Annotated in this window: 11 protein-coding genes and 1 pseudogene; 7 read left to right on the top strand and 5 right to left on the bottom strand. The window is 73.8% G+C overall.

Features of this window, described 5'->3' with window-relative positions; all coding sequences use genetic code 11:
- Nucleotides 1-186: 186 nt before the first annotated feature.
- Entirely contained in the window at nt 187-1,422 is a 1,236-nt protein-coding gene (locus tag AB8Z75_RS20795; protein ID WP_369204163.1) for a serine hydrolase domain-containing protein, read from the top strand.
- A gap of 146 nt (nt 1,423-1,568) precedes the next feature.
- Here AB8Z75_RS20795 and AB8Z75_RS20790 read toward each other — a convergent pair whose 3' ends face one another.
- The 5 genes and pseudogenes from AB8Z75_RS20790 to rsmI all read right to left on the bottom strand — a co-directional run bounded on the left by AB8Z75_RS20790 (nt 1,569) and on the right by rsmI (nt 6,116).
- Nucleotides 1,569-2,510 carry a 4-(cytidine 5'-diphospho)-2-C-methyl-D-erythritol kinase gene (locus AB8Z75_RS20790; protein WP_369204159.1) on the bottom strand — a complete coding sequence of 314 codons (942 nt, stop codon included), beginning with the start codon at nt 2,508-2,510 and terminating at the stop codon, nt 1,569-1,571.
- Nucleotides 2,511-2,522: 12 nt separating this feature from the next.
- Nucleotides 2,523-3,410, bottom strand: a complete 888-nt coding sequence (gene rsmA / locus AB8Z75_RS20785) for a 16S rRNA (adenine(1518)-N(6)/adenine(1519)-N(6))-dimethyltransferase RsmA (protein WP_369204161.1) — start codon at nt 3,408-3,410, stop codon at nt 2,523-2,525.
- A gap of 175 nt (nt 3,411-3,585) precedes the next feature.
- A complete protein-coding gene (locus AB8Z75_RS20780; RefSeq protein WP_369204157.1) occupies nt 3,586-4,464 on the bottom strand; it encodes a TatD family hydrolase in 879 nt (292 codons plus the stop codon).
- A 41-nt stretch (nt 4,465-4,505) separates the two neighbouring features.
- A pseudogene (locus AB8Z75_RS20775) lies at nt 4,506-4,709 on the bottom strand (hypothetical protein); the annotation flags it as partial.
- 549 nt (nt 4,710-5,258) lie between these two features.
- Nucleotides 5,259-6,116 (bottom strand): 16S rRNA (cytidine(1402)-2'-O)-methyltransferase, encoded by an 858-nt coding sequence (rsmI, locus tag AB8Z75_RS20770; RefSeq protein WP_369204155.1) that lies wholly within the window; start codon nt 6,114-6,116, stop codon nt 5,259-5,261.
- A 59-nt stretch (nt 6,117-6,175) separates the two neighbouring features.
- On the opposite strand from rsmI, the gene AB8Z75_RS20765 reads away from it, so the two are divergent.
- The 6 genes from AB8Z75_RS20765 (at nt 6,176) to AB8Z75_RS20740 (ending at nt 13,847) form a co-directional block, all read left to right on the top strand.
- Nucleotides 6,176-7,972, top strand: a complete 1,797-nt coding sequence (locus AB8Z75_RS20765; protein WP_369204153.1) for a dolichyl-phosphate-mannose--protein mannosyltransferase — start codon at nt 6,176-6,178, stop codon at nt 7,970-7,972.
- A gap of 42 nt (nt 7,973-8,014) precedes the next feature.
- A complete protein-coding gene (locus tag AB8Z75_RS20760; RefSeq protein ID WP_369204151.1) occupies nt 8,015-8,449 on the top strand; it encodes a TIGR03668 family PPOX class F420-dependent oxidoreductase in 435 nt (144 codons plus the stop codon).
- Nucleotides 8,450-8,740: 291 nt separating this feature from the next.
- The gene (locus AB8Z75_RS20755; RefSeq protein WP_369204149.1) at nt 8,741-10,387 is read left to right on the top strand and encodes a penicillin-binding transpeptidase domain-containing protein; all 1,647 of its coding nucleotides are present in this window, start codon (nt 8,741-8,743) and stop codon (nt 10,385-10,387) included.
- Between the two features lie 176 nt (nt 10,388-10,563).
- Nucleotides 10,564-11,052: a YbaK/EbsC family protein gene (locus AB8Z75_RS20750; protein ID WP_369204147.1), complete on the top strand. Its 489-nt coding sequence runs from the start codon at nt 10,564-10,566 to the stop codon at nt 11,050-11,052.
- A complete protein-coding gene (locus tag AB8Z75_RS20745) occupies nt 11,049-11,912 on the top strand; it encodes an EamA family transporter (RefSeq protein ID WP_369204145.1) in 864 nt (287 codons plus the stop codon). Before AB8Z75_RS20750 ends, AB8Z75_RS20745 begins: the two co-directional genes overlap by 4 nt.
- Nucleotides 11,913-12,002: 90 nt before the next feature.
- Complete coding sequence (locus tag AB8Z75_RS20740; protein WP_369204143.1) at nt 12,003-13,847, top strand: ABC-F family ATP-binding cassette domain-containing protein; 1,845 nt, start codon at nt 12,003-12,005, stop codon at nt 13,845-13,847.
- Nucleotides 13,848-14,576 lie beyond the last annotated feature (729 nt).

The raw sequence follows: 14,576 nt of genomic DNA, 5'->3' as shown, positions 1-14,576 counted from the left end.
CCCCCGTTCGGTGCCCGCCCCCGTCGCACAGCGCCTGCGGGCGCGTAGGACCATGGGGCGCGGCGCACGAAAACGCCCCAAGGCGACAGGCGCCCTCAAGGCGACAGGAGCGAATCAAACGTGGCTAAGGTCGTTCACTCAGCGACGGCGGTGCCCGGTCCGACGGCTGCGGCACCGGGCACGGCGGTGACGGTGCACGGCACGGTGGCGGAGGGGTACGAGCCCGTCAGGGACGCCTTCGTTCGCAACTTCGCCGAGCGCGGCGAGAAGGGCGCGGCCGTGGCCGTGCACCACGAGGGCCGCAGGGTCGTCGACCTGTGGGGCGGTACCACCGACCCGGCGGACCCCGGCGCTGCGCCCTGGGGCCGGGAGACCGCTGTCGTCATCCGCTCGGCCACCAAGGGGCTGGCCGCCGCGGTCCCGCATCTGCTGCACCAGCGCGGCCAGCTCGATCTGGACGCCCCCGTCGGCGCGTACTGGCCCGAGTTCAAAGCGGCGGGCAAGGAACGCGTTCTCGTCCGTCACCTGCTCGCCCACCGTGCCGGTCTGCCCGCTGTGGACGTCCCGCTCACCCCCGAGCAGCTGCTGGACCCGTCGGCCGGGCCGCGGGCGCTGGCCGCGCAGGCGCCCGAGTGGCGGCCGGAGGAAGGGCACGGCTACCACGCGCATACCTTCGGCTGGCTGCTGGCCGAACTGGTGCGCCGTGCCAGCGGTGGCCGCAGCCTCGGCCGCTGGTTCGCCGACGAGATCGCCGCTCCCGCCGGGCTCGACCTGTGGATCGGGCTGCCCGAGGAGGTGGCCGCCTCCGGGCGCGTGGCCAGGGTCGCCGAACTGACGGCGCCCGAACCGTCCCCGGGTGCGCTGCGGACGCGGCCCAAGCGTGCCGTGACCGACGCCTACGCGGATCCGGCTTCGCCGACCCGCCGCGCCTTCGGTGCCATCGAGCCCCGGCCGGACGAGAACGCTTCCGCCTACCGCGCGGCCGAACTCCCCGCCGCGAACGGTATCGCCACCGCCCGCTCCCTCTCGGCCTTCTACGCGGCGCTGATGGGTCCTGTGCCGACGGATTCCGCCGACTCCCGGGCGCACGGCGGCTCCGGTGGGCACGTGCGGGCGGGCGCACGTCGGCTGTTCACGCCCGCGACGCTCACCCAGGCGCGTTCGCAGGAGGCGGACGGCCCTGACCGGGTGCTGATCGTCAACACCCGTTTCGGGCTGGGCTACATGCTGCACGGTTCGGCCTGCCCCATGCTCGGCCCCGGCTCCTTCGGGCATCCGGGCCGTGGCGGCTCGCTGGGCTTCGCCGATCCGGAGTCGGCCATCTCGTTCGGCTACGTCACCGGGACCCTGCACCGTTCCGTCACCAGCGATCCCCGCGCCCAGGCCCTGGTGCGGGCCCTGCGAACGGTGACGGCTGCCTGACAGCGGACGGCGCCCCGACAGCGGGCGGCGCCCCGACGGTGACGGCGACCCGACAACGGGCGGCGCCCCGGCGCGGGCGCCGGACCGACAGCGGGCGGCGGTCCGACGGCGACAGTGGGCACTGACGCCGTCAGGCCGGCGGGCGCTCACACCACCGTCGCGCCCGGCGCGGGACCCGCGGTGGGCCGGGCCGCACGGCAGGTGCCCGAGGTGGTGAGGGCGTGGGCGGTGCGGGCGGCGGAGTCCGCGTCGGGCAGCAGGAAGGCGCAGGTGGGTCCCGAGCCGGAGACCAGCCCGGCCAGTGCGCCCGCCTCCAGGCCGGCGGTGAGGGTTTCATGCAGCGCGGGCCGCAGGGACAGCGCGGCGGCCTGCAGGTCGTTGTGCACGGTGGCGGCCAGCGCCTGCGGGTCGCCGTCGCGCAGGGCCGCCAGCAGGGCCTCGGAGGCGACGGGTTCGGGGATGTCGGTGTCCGAGGACCCGGTGCCCTCCGCCTCGCGCAGCCGGTCGCACTCGCGGTAGACGTCCGGCGTGGACAGTCCGCCGTCCGCGACGGCGAACACCCAGTGGAAGGCCCCGCCCACCTGAAGCGGCGTCAGCACCTCGCCGCGTCCCTGGCCGAGCGCGGCACCGCCCGCGAAGCTGAACGGCACGTCGGAGCCGAGTTCGGCGCACAGGGCGAGCAGTTCCTCGCGGGGGGTCTCCAGGCCCCACAGCCGGTCGCAGGCCAGCAGGGCGCCCGCCGCGTCGGCGCTGCCGCCCGCCATGCCGCCGGCGACGGGGATGTCCTTGGCGAGGTGCAGGTGTACGGCCGCCTCGATGCCGTGCCGCTGGGCCAGCAGCCGGGCGGCGCGCGCCGCCAGGTTGCTGCGGTCCTGCGGGACGAGTGCGGCGTCGGGTCCCGAGACGGTCAGCCGGGGCGTCTCGGCGCGGGTGGCGCTGACCGAGTCGTACAGGCCGACGGCGAGGAAGACGTTGGCGAGCGGGTGGAAGCCGTCGGCCCGCAGCCCGCCGACCGACAACTGGACGTTGACCTTGGCCGGGACGCGCACGGTGACCGTCCTGGCGGGGACTGCGGCTGGCTGGGACACGGGCGGTGCTCCTCAGTTGCTGTCGGAAGGCCGGGGCAGGGGGCGCTCGGCGGTACCGGCGCCCGGGCGGTGCTCCGCGATGGCGGCGAACTCCGCGACGGTCAGCGACTCGCCGCGCGCCTTGGGGGACACTCCGGCGGCCCGCAGCGCCTCCTCGGCGGCGGCGCCGGAGCCCGCCCAGCCGGCGAGCGCGGCCCGCAGGGTCTTGCGGCGCTGGGCGAAGGCCGCGTCGACCACCGCGAACACCTCCTCGCGGCCGGCCGTGGTGCGCGGCGGGTGCGGGCGGCGCACGAGCGAGACGAGTCCGGAGTCGACGTTGGGCGCGGGCCAAAAGACGCTCCGCCCGATGGCGCCCGCCCGTTTGACGTCGCAGTACCAGGCGGCCTTCACCGACGGCACTCCGTACACCTTCGAGCCGGGCGCGGCGGCCAGCCGGTCGGCGACCTCGGACTGCACCATCACCAGCGTCCGCTCGATGCCGGGGAAGGTGGCCAGCAGGTGGAGCAGCACGGGGACGGCCACGTTGTAGGGCAGGTTGGCCACCAGCGCGGTCGGCGCGGGCCCTGGCAGCCGGGACACCCGCAGGGCGTCCTGGTGGACGAGGGAGAAGTGCGCCGCGCGCTCGGGCAGCCGGGCCTCGACGGTGGCGGGCAGGGCGGCGGCCAGTGTGTCGTCGATCTCGACGGCGGTCACGTGTGCCGCTGTCCGCAGCAGTGCCAGCGTCAGCGACCCGAGCCCGGGGCCGACCTCCAGCACGACGTCGTCGGGGCTCACCTGGGCGGTGCGCACGATGCGCCGTACCGTGTTCGGGTCGATGACGAAGTTCTGGCCGCGCTGTTTGGTGGGCCGCACGCCCAGCGCGCCGGCGAGCTCCCGCACGTCGGCGGGCCCGAGCAGCACGCCGTTGCCGAAGGGGTCGGTGGGGCCGTCGGAGGGGTCCACGGGGCCTGTGGCCGGTGGGGCGGCCGAGGCGTCGGAGGGGGGCTCGGCCTGGCCCTCGGACGGGGCCGACGGCGGATCGGAAGGGGCTGCGCTCACTGCGACAGTCTAAGAGTCGGCCCGTGTGCCGGTGCGCTCAGTATCCGAAGGCCCGTGCCGTGTTCGCGGCCACGTGGCGGGCCAGTGTCTCCTCGGGCATGCCCTTGGTCCGCGCCATCGCCCGCAGGGTGACAGGGATGAGGTACGGCGCGTTGGGTCGGCCGCGGTAGGGGGCGGGGGTGAGGAAGGGGGCGTCCGTCTCCACCAGCAGCAGCTCGGGAGGTGCCGCGGCGAGCGCGTCGCGCAGCGGCTGGGCGTTCTTGAAGGTGACGTTCCCCGCGAACGACATGAAGTAGCCCCTGTCCGCGCACACGCGTGCCATCTCGGCGTCCCCCGAGTAGCAGTGGAAGACGGTCCGCTCGGGCGCGCCCTCCTCCTGAAGGATGCGCAGGACGTCCGCGTGGGCGTCCCGGTCGTGGATGACCAGGGCCTTGTCCGTGCGCTTGGCCAGCTCGATGTGGGCGCGGAACGAGCGGTGCTGGGCGGCGACGCCGTCCTCGCCGGTGCGGAAGTAGTCCAGGCCGGTTTCCCCGATCGCCAGCACCTGGGGGAGCGCGGCGAGTTCTTCGATGCCGGTCAGCGCCTCGTCCAGCAGCGCGTCCCCGCCTTCGGCGGCGAGCCGGGGCGCCTCGTTGGGGTGGAGGGCGACGGCGGCCCAGACGGACTCCCAGGCGGCGGCCGTCTCGGCGGCCCACCGGGAGCGTTCCAGATCGCAGCCGACCTGGATGACCGTCGTCACACCGACGGCCGCCGCCGCCGCGAGGGCTTCGGCGACGGCCGGCTCCTGCATGTCCAGGTGGGTGTGGGAGTCCGCGACCGGGTGGGTGAGCGGCTCGGGCGGCGGCGGGGGCGCCTGTGCGGCCCGGGCCTTCGCGGCGCTGTTCGCAGTGGTGTTCGAGGTCGCGGAGGGGGACATACCGGCGATGATAAGGCGCCGGCAGGTCACCGCTCCCAGTGGCCGGGGAGCGCCGCGTCCGCGGTCGAGACGCGCCCGGAGCGCATGATGCGCACCACGTGCCCGTCGCAGAAGCGGCAGGTGGGCCGGGTGAGCGGCGAGGGGACGCGTTCGCCGTCCGCGTAGTACACGATCAGGGGCCTGCCGTCGGCGTATGCGAGGTGCCGGATCTCGTAGTCCTGCTCCCAGCCGTGCCCGCACCGCATGCAGGCGAACGAGTAGGCCTCGTGCACCGTGTCCTGTCGCGTGGTGGTGGGTCGCGTGGTGGTGGGGTCCTTGTCGATGCCGCTCTCGCGCTTCATGGCAGCTCCTTCCCGGGGCACCTCCCGGCCGAAGGCGGGGGAGGGTGAGTGGTACGCCCACACCCCAGTGCACTCCTCCTACGAACACACCGGAAGGAAAGTCGGACGAGCTTTCTGTCTGTTTGGAGAGATTTGAGGCGAGCGTCAAGGTGCGGGGCTTTCCTGGGTCTCCCCTTTGCCTGAACGCGCAGGTGCTTTACCCGCCGGGCCCGGGCCCGGCGGGCTTCGCCCCGCACGGCCCGCGTGCCGGGCCGCGTTGCCGGCGCCCACGGGAGCCACTCGCTCGCCGGCGCCCCGGGGAGCCGCCCGCTCACCCGTGCCACGGGAGGCCGCGTGCCGCACCGCCGCAGGCGCGTGCCGCGCCGTCACAGGCCGTGCGGCGCACCGCCGTAGCCGCGTGCCGCGCCGCGCAGGCCGCGTGCCGCGCCGCCACAGGCCGCGTGCCGGGCCGCGTTACCGGGAGCCGTCCGCCTTGGTCTTGTGGGCGACCACCGCGTCGAACACCTGGCGCTTGGGTACGCCCGCCTCGCGGGCCACCTCGGCGATGGCCTCCTTGCGCCGCTCGCCCGCCTCCTCGCGCACGGCGACCCGGCGCGCCAGCTCCGCGGCGTCCGGTTCGCCCGCCGCTGCCGCCTCGGCGCCCCGTACGACGAGGGTGATCTCTCCGCGGACGCCCTCGGCCGCCCACCGCGCCAGCTCCCCGAGCGGGCCGCGCCGCACCTGTTCGTAGGTCTTGGTCAGCTCACGGCAGACCGCCGCCTCGCGCCCCTCGCCGAACACCTGTGCCATCGCGGCCAGGGATGCCGCCACCCGGTGCGGCGACTCGAAGTAGACCAGCGTGCGCCGCTCCTCGGCCGCCTCCCGCAGCCGGGCGAGCCGCTCGCCCTGCTTGCGGGGCAGGAACCCCTCGAAACAGAAGCGGTCCACGGGCAGCCCCGAGACCGCCAGCGCGGTCAGCACCGCCGAGGGGCCCGGCACGGCCGTCACCCGCACCCCGCGCTCCACCGCCGCCGCCACCAGCCGGTAGCCCGGATCGGAGACGGACGGCATGCCCGCGTCCGTCACCAGCACCACCCGCGCCCCGCCCGCCAGCGCCTCGGCCAGCTCGGGCGTACGCGCCGACTCGTTGCCCTCGAAATAGGAGACGATCCGCCCGGACAGGGTCACCTCCAGTGCCTGGGTGAGCCTGCGCAGCCGCCGGGTGTCCTCCGCGGCGACGAGGTCGGCGGCGGCCAGCTCGGCGGCGAGCCGCGGCGGGGCGTCGGAAGGGTCGCCGATGGGGGTGCCGGCGAGCACGAGCGTTCCAGTCACCCGCCCATCCTCGCAGCGGCGGCGACGCGCCCGAGCACAGCGCCCCCGCGATCCCTACGATGGCCCGCGTGACGACCAGTGACACCGTGGGTGACGCCGACCGCGAACAGGCGGGGCCCGGCGCCCCGGACAGCGGGGCGGAGCCCGGCAGCGAGCGCGCGGCGGGCACGCTGCCCAGGTGGCAGGTGCGGCTGCGCAGGTTCGGCTACGCCGCCAGGCCGCGGCCCGACGTCGCCGACCGGCTGACCCCCCGCTTCCCCGCGCCCGACCCGCGCCTGGGCGCCGTCTTCGGGCTGGGCCCCGAGGCCGCCGTGCGGCTGGCCCGCTGGGCGGCCTGGGCTGGTCCGCTGCTGGTCGCCCTGGTCGCGGGCGCGCTGCGGTTCTGGGACCTCGGTTCCCCGCACGCCGTCATATTCGACGAGACCTACTACGCCAAGGACGCCTGGTCGCTCATCCACCTCGGATACGAGGGGACCTGGCCGGACAACGCCAACGACCGCATCCTGGACCACCCGCAGGAGATCCCCCTCTCGCCGGAGGGCTCCTATGTCGTCCACCCGCCCGTCGGGAAGTGGATCATCGGGCTGGGCGAGGCCCTCTTCGGACTCGACCCGTTCGGCTGGCGGTTCATGACGGCGCTGCTCGGCACCCTCTCGGTGTTCATGCTGTGCCGCATCGGGCGCCGCCTCTTGCGCTCCACGGCGCTGGGCTGCCTGGCCGGTGCCCTGATGGCCGTCGACGGACTGCACTTCGTGATGAGCCGCACCGCGCTGCTGGACCTCGTGGTGATGTTCTGGGTACTGGCGGCCTTCGGCTGCCTGCTCGTCGACCGCGACAAGTCCCGCGCGCTGCTCGCCGCCAGGCTGCCGCGCGGCGGCACCGACGACGGTCCGGGAACGGGGCCGCCGCTGCCCGATGCCTACGTGGGCGACCGCGCAGGACTGGGCAGGCGCCCCTGGCGGCTGCTGGCAGGACTCTGCCTCGGCCTGGCCTTCGCCACCAAGTGGAACGGCCTGTACGTGCTGGCCGCGTTCGGCATCCTGACCGTGCTATGGGACATGGGCGCGCGCCGCACCGCCGGCGCCTCGCGGCCCTTCCTGGCGATGCTCCGCAAGGACGCGCTGCCCGCCTTCGTGTCGCTGCCCGTGCTGGCGCTGGTCACCTATGCCGTCTCCTGGACGGGCTGGTTCGCCACCTCGGGCGGCTACTTCCGCGACTGGGCGGACAAGCAGGGCGCCGCGGGCCCGTGGGGGTGGCTGCCAGGGCCGCTGCGCAGCCTGTGGCACTACGAGAGCGAGGTCTACTCCTTCCACGTCAACCTCACCTCCCACCACACCTACCAGTCCAACCCGTTCAGCTGGCTGGTATTGGGCCGCCCCGTCTCCTACTTCTACGAGTCGCCCAAGGCGGGCACGGACGGCTGCACCGACAAGGCCGAGGGCTGCGCGCGCGAAGTCCTCGCGCTGGGCACCCCGATGCTGTGGTGGGCCGCCTGCGCTGCGCTCGTCTACGTCCTCTACCGGTGGTTCTTCCGCCGCGACTGGCGCGCGGGCGCCCTGCTGTGCGGCGTCGCCGCGGGCTACCTGCCGTGGTTCGCCTACCAGGAGCGGACCATCTTCCTCTTCTACGCGGTGGTCTTCCTCCCGTTCCTGTGCCTGGGCCTGGCCATGGCGGCCGGGGCGCTGGCCGGGCCCCCGGGCACGGACGAGAGACGGCGCACGATCGGCATCGTCGCCGTCGGCGTCATCTGCCTGCTCATCGTCTGGAACTTCGTCTACTTCTGGCCCATCTACACAGGACAGACGATCCCGTTGGAGGAGTGGCGGCACCGGATGTGGCTGGACACGTGGATCTGACGAGGCGGCACCGGGAGGCGGGACGCGGCACCGGGAGGCGGGATGCGGCTCAGTGAGGCGGAGGCGCGGCGCAGGCTGAGCGCGGCGCGGGTGCTGCGGCTGGCGACCGCCGACCCCGAAGGGGTGCCGCATCTGGTGCCCGCCACCTTCGCCGTCGACGGGGACACGCTGGTGACGGCCGTGGACCACAAGCCCAAGCGCCACCGCGACCTGCGCCGGCTGCGCAACATCGAGCGCAACCCCGCGGTGTGCGCGCTGGTCGACGCGTACGCCGAGGACTGGACGCGGCTGTGGTGGGTCCGCGCCGACGGTGTCGCCCGCCTCGTGGACGGCGACGAGGGCGCGGCCCTGACCGACCTGCTCGTGGCCAAGTACCCGCAGTACGCGGCGCGCAGGCCCGAGGGGCCTCTCGTCGCGGTCACGCTGACGCGGCTGACGGGCTGGGCGTACGGTGAGGGGCGCACCCCGGTCCGGTAGATCACGGAAACGGTCACCGGAGATCGCGATTCGGACACAGTGTCGTGTACCGGAACCGATCGCCACGCGCGGCTCGTCTCCCCCATGGGCCACGAGAACCGGCAGCCGCCGTACGGCGGTTCCCCTCCCGGGCCCGAAACCCCGGAACCGGTGAATCGCGCACCGCACATCTCCGGACGACGGGGCCAAACGGGCATACCAGGGCACGAGCTGTCATGAGCGTGCTCTAGGGTGCCTCGCGTCAGGACTTCGGCCGCACGGGCCAAGGCGGGGTGGAGGGGCAGAACTCGGATGCGCGACACACAGAAGATGGCCGTGATCGGCGGGGTCGCGGCCGCCGTCGTCGGACTCACCGGCGTCGGCGTCTACGCCCTGGTCGGCGACGACGGGGACGGCGAGGCCGGCAAGGGCACCGTCGCCGCCGCGGGCGACGGCAAGGCCGGCGAGGTCAAGAAGGGCCCCCTGAGCGCCAAGGAAGTGCGCACCGCGGCCAAGGAGTTCCTCGGTGCCTGGGCGCAGGGCGAGCCCAAGAAGGCCGCCGCCCTCACCGACGACTCCGCCGGGGCCGGCAAGGCACTGGCCGCCTTCCGCAGCAAGGCCCACGTCTCCAAGCTCGCCCTGACCCCGAAGGCGGCCGAGGGCGAGAAGGTGCCCTTCAGCGCCACCGCGGACATCTCCTACGGCAGCAAGAGCGGCTCCTGGTCCTACGACTCGGCGCTGGAGATCGTCCGCGACACCTCCACGGGGCAGCCCGTCGTCGACTGGAAGCCGTCCGTGCTCCACCCGAAGCTCAAGGAAGGGCAGACCATCCGGACGGACGAGAAGGGCACGCCGCCCGTCGAGGCCGTCGACCGCAACGGCAAGCCGCTGGAGGCCTCCGCGCACCCCACGCTCGCCCGCGTCATCGCCGACATCGGCAAGCGCTACGGCGACAAGACCGACGGCTCCCCGGGTCTTCAGGTCCGCATCGTCGACGCGAAGGGCAAGACGAAGGACGTCCTGCGCCAGCTCACCAAGCCCAGCCCCGGCAAGCTCAAGACGACCCTGGACGCGGGCGTCCAGAGCGCGGCGGAGAAGGCCGTCGACAGCAAGTCGAAGGCGGCCGTCGTCGCCATCAAGCCCAGCACGGGCGAGATCCTGGCCGTCGCCAACGCCCCGGCGAAGGCCTTCAACATCGCCACGAGCGGCTCCCTGGCCCCCGGCTCCACCATGAAGGTCATCAGCAGCGCCATGCTGCTCGACAAGGGGCTCGCCTCGCCCGGCAAGGAACACCCCTGCCCCAAGTACTTCGAGTACGGCGGCTGGAAGTTCCACAACGACGACAAGTTCGAGATCAAGGGCGGCACCTTCGCGCAGAGCTTCGCCCGCTCCTGCAACACGGCCTTCATCTCGCAGGCGCCCAAGCTCAAGGACGACGACCTCACCAAGGAGGCACGGGACGTCTTCGGCATCGGCCTCAACTGGCAGACCGGCACCGGCACCTTCGACGGCAGCGTCCCCGTCCAGTCCGACGCCCAGATGGCGTCCTCCCTCATCGGCCAGGGCGGTGTCCGGATGAACCCGCTCAACATGGCCTCCGTCGCGGCCACAGCCCAGAGCGGCACGTTCCGGCAGCCGGTCATCGTGCCCGCGTCGATCGACAACCGCACCCTCGCCAAGGCGTCGCGCACCATGAAGCCGGGCGTCCACAAGGACCTCAAGTCCCTGATGAAGCTCACCGCGCAGAGCGGCACGGCGGCCGAGGCGATGTCGGGGCTCAGCGGCGACATCGGGGCCAAGACCGGCTCGGCCGAGGTCGACGGGCAGAAGAAGCCCAACGCCTGGTTCACGGCCTACTCCGGTGATGTGGCCTCCGCCGCGGTCGTCCCCGCCTCCGGGCACGGCGGGGAGAACGCGGGGCCGATCGTGAAGAAGGTGCTGCAGGCGGCCGGCGGCTGAAGTCCGGCGGCCCCGAACCGGCCCACCCGCTGCGGGTCCCCGGGGCCCCGGCCGAGTCCGCGCGCCCGGGCCGAGTCCGGGTGTCCGGGGCCGAGTCCGGGTGCCCCGGCCGAGTCCGGGGCCGCAGGTGAAGGGGTGCGGCGGGCGGGCGAGCCGCTACCGGTAGCGTCGCGTACATGACGCAGTCCGCCACCGTTAACCCACGCTTCGCGCAAGCCCTGACCGCCCGCGGCCTCGACCACGTCGAGGTCCGCACGTTCCCCGACGGCACCCGCACGGCGGCCGACGCCGCGGTCGCCATCGGCTGCGAGCTCAGCCAGATCGTGAAGTCCCTCGTCTTCACGGCCGACGGGGCGCCCGTCCTCGTCCTGATGGACGGCGCCTCCCGCGTCGACGTCGGCCTCGTCCGCGACGCCCTCGGCGGCGCCGCCGTACAGCGCGCCGACGCGGACACCGTGCGCGCGGCCACCGGTTACGCGATCGGCGGGGTGCCGCCCTTCGGACACGTCACCGAGATGCGCGTCCTGGCCGACCGCGGTCTGCTGCGGCACACCGCCGTGTGGGCGGCGGCCGGCACCCCGCACACCGTCTTCGAGCTCGCCCCCGCGACGCTGATCGAGCAGGCGGGCGGCGCGCTCGTCGACGTGCGCGAAGGCGCCGCGTGACCCCGATAGTCGTCGCCGCGGTCCTGGCCGCGGCGCTCACCCACGCCAGCTGGAACGCGCTCGCGCACGGCATCAGGGACCAGCTCCTGGCCTTCACCCTGGTCGGCGCCGGCGGTGCGCTCTGCGGCGCCGTCCTCGCCGTCTTCGCGCCGCTGCCCGCCGCGGGGGCGTGGCCCGCGCTGCTGGCCTCCGCCGTCCTGCACGTCGTCTACCAGCTCCTGCTGATGCGCTCCTTCCAGATGGGGGAGTTCGGGCAGATGTACCCCATCGCGCGGGGGACGGCGCCGCTGGTGGTGACCGTGCTCGCGGCCGTGTTCCTGCACGAGATGCCGGGCCCCTGGCAGCTCGCCGGTGTGCTGCTGGCGTCCGCCGGGCTGGTCGGGGTCGCGCTGTGGGGGCTCCGCGGCAAGAAGGAGCGGGCGGACGGCGCACCGCAGTGGCCGGCGCTGACGGCGGCCGTCGGCACGGGCCTCGCCATCGCCTCGTACACCGTCGTGGACGGGGTCGGCGTGCGGGCCTCCGGGTCCGCGCTCGGCTACATCGCGTGGCTGATGCTGCTCGAAGGGCTCGCCATCCCGCTGTGGGCGCTGGTCACCCGGCGCTCCGCGCTGGTCACGCAGCTGAGGCCGATCGCGCTGCGCGGCCTGCTGGGCGGCGCCCTGTCCGTGCTGGCGTACGGGCTGGTGCTCTGGGCGCAGACGCGGGCGCCGCTGGCCCCGGTGGCAGCCCTGCGGGAGTCCTCGATCATCGCCGGGGCGGCCATCGGTGCCCTCTTCTTCAAGGAGCGCTTCGGCTGGCCGCGGACGGCCGCGAGCGTGCTCATGGTCAGCGGGATAGCCCTGATGCTGCACGGCACGTAGGGCCCGCGAGCCCCGCGGGCCCCGGACGGGAGGCCCCGGCCGCCGCACGGTAAGTACTACCCTTGAGGGCTGGTCCCCAACAGGAGTGAGATGGCTGTCAATCTCGTCAACCTCGAAGCCGTCACCAAGGCGCACGGCACCCGCACCCTTCTCGATGCCGTCTCACTGGGCGTCAACGAGACCGACAAGATCGGCGTCGTCGGCCGCAACGGTGACGGCAAGACCACGCTCGTCACGGTGCTGGCCCGCCAGGAGGAGCCGGACGCGGGCCGGGTCACCCACACCGGAGGCCTCCGCCTCGGTGTGCTGACCCAGCACGACTCGCTCGACCCGCTGGCGACGGTCCGCCACGAGGTGGTGGGCGACATGGCCGACCACGAGTGGGCGGGCGACGCGAAGATCCGCGACGTGCTCACCGGCCTCTTCGGCGGCCTCGACCTGCCGGGCTTCCCGCAGGGCCTCGACACGGTGATCGGCCCGCTGTCCGGCGGCGAGCGCCGCCGGATCGCGCTCGCCCAGCTGCTGATCGCCGAGCAGGACCTGATCGTCCTGGACGAGCCGACCAACCACCTCGACGTCGAGGGGATCTCGTGGCTGGCAGGGCACCTGCGGGCACGGCGCTCGGCGCTGGTGTGCGTCACCCACGACCGGTGGTTCCTCGACCAGGTCGCCACCCGCATGTGGGACGTGCAGCGCGGCGCCGTGCACGAGTACGAGGGCGGCTACTCCGACTACGTCTTCGCGCGCGCCGAGCGCGAGCGCATCGCACAGCAGGAGGAGACCAAGCGGCAGAACCTGGTCCGCAAGGAGCTGGCCTGGCTGCGGCGCGGCGCCCCCGCGCGCACCAGCAAGCCCCGCTTCCGGATCGAGGCGGCGAACGCGCTGATCGAGGGCGAGCCGCCGCCGCGGGACAACCAGGAGCTGATGCGGTTCGCGGGCTCGCGCCTTGGCAAGACCGTCTTCGACATCGAGGACGTGACGGTGCAGGCCGGGCCCAAGGTGCTGCTCAAGCACCTGACCTGGCAGCTGGGCCCCGGCGACCGCATCGGCCTGGTCGGCGTCAACGGGGCGGGCAAGACGTCCCTGCTGCGGGCCCTCGCCGACACGGCCCGTACCCAGGGCGAGCACCCCTCGCCGTTGGTGACCGAGGGGCGGATCAAGGTCGGCAGGACGGTGAAGCTGGCGTACCTCTCCCAGGAGGTGGCCGAGCTGGACCCGGGTCTGCGCGTCCTGGAGGCCGTGGAGGCGATCCGCTCCCGGGTGGACCTGGGCAAGGGCCGGGAGATGACGGCCTCGCAGCTGTGCGAGCGCTTCGGCTTCGCCAAGGAGAAGCAGTGGACGCCGGTGGGCGACCTGTCGGGCGGTGAGCGGCGGCGGCTGCAGATCCTGCGGCTGCTGATGGACGAGCCGAACGTCCTGTTCCTGGACGAGCCGACCAACGACCTGGACATCGAGACCCTCACCCAGCTGGAAGACCTGCTGGACGGCTGGCCCGGCTCGCTGGTGGTCATCTCGCACGACCGGTACTTCGTCGAGCGCACCACCGACCGCGTCCACGCGCTGCTCGGTGACGGGACGCTGCGGATGCTGCCGCGCGGCATCGACGAGTACCTGGAGCGCCGCGCGCGCATGGAGGCGCGGGCCGCGCCACCGGCCGCGGGCGCCGCCGCCGGTGGGGCTTCCGCTGCCCCGGCGTCGAAGCCCGCAGGGAAGCCGGCCGCGCTCTCGCGTGCCGCGCAGAAGGAGATGCAGCGTATCGAGCGCCAGCTGGAGAAGGCCGAGCAGCGCGAGGCGGACCTGCACACCGAGATGGCCGAGCACGCCACCGACTTCGAGCGGGTGGCCCAGCTGGATGCTCAGCTGCGCGAGGTCAGGGACAAGCGGGAGGAACTGGAGCTGCGCTGGCTGGAGCTGGCGGATTCCGAGGGTGCCTAGGGTTTGCCCTGCGGAATGTGGATCCGGTGAGAGGGCGCCACTGCTCGTCGCGTGCGGTCCGCGGGTGGGTCGTGGCTTGTCGCGCAGTTCCCCGCGCCCCTTCCGGGGCGTACCGTCGCGCAGCGCTCTTATGCGGACAAAGGAGACGGGCCGGGTTCCGACTCGGTCCCGAGGTTGTTGCGAGTCGGTGTCACGGCGGCAGGGGGCCGGAACCGACCCCGTGGCCGGATCGTGTCCGATGGTAGAAAGAACTTCCGCTCTGAAGTCTGCCATTGGCAGGCCACATGTCCGATTCGCTCCGCCCTACGGGGGTTTGAGGGTCCGGCGTCGGTCTGCCCGTCACGAGGGAACAGTTCATGTCGCAGCCGCCTCCGCCGCCTAGTCAGCCGCCATCAGGAGGCTTCGGCGCACCGCAGGAACCGCCACAGGACGCGCAGGGGCAGCCGTCGTACGGCTACCCGCAGCAGCCGGGCCCCGGCCAGCAGCCGTACGGCTATCCCCAGCAGCCGGGCTCAGGCCAGCAGCCGTACGGTGCGCCGCAGCAGCCTCCCCAGCCGCCGCAGGCGCCCGGCCCGTTCTCGAAGGAGCCGCCCACGCCCGCGGCGCCCCCCGGTTACGGCTATCCGCACAGCCAGGGTCAGGACCAGGGCCACGGGGCGCCGACCCAGGCGGCGTTCGGCGCCGTGCCACCGCCGTCAGGGCCGCCCACCCCGCCGGGTCSTYCSGGTA

It is taken from the genome of Streptomyces sp. PU-14G, assembly GCF_041028275.1.
GTDB lineage: Bacteria > Actinomycetota > Actinomycetes > Streptomycetales > Streptomycetaceae > Streptomyces.
This window is presented reverse-complemented; position numbering and strand designations above follow the sequence as displayed.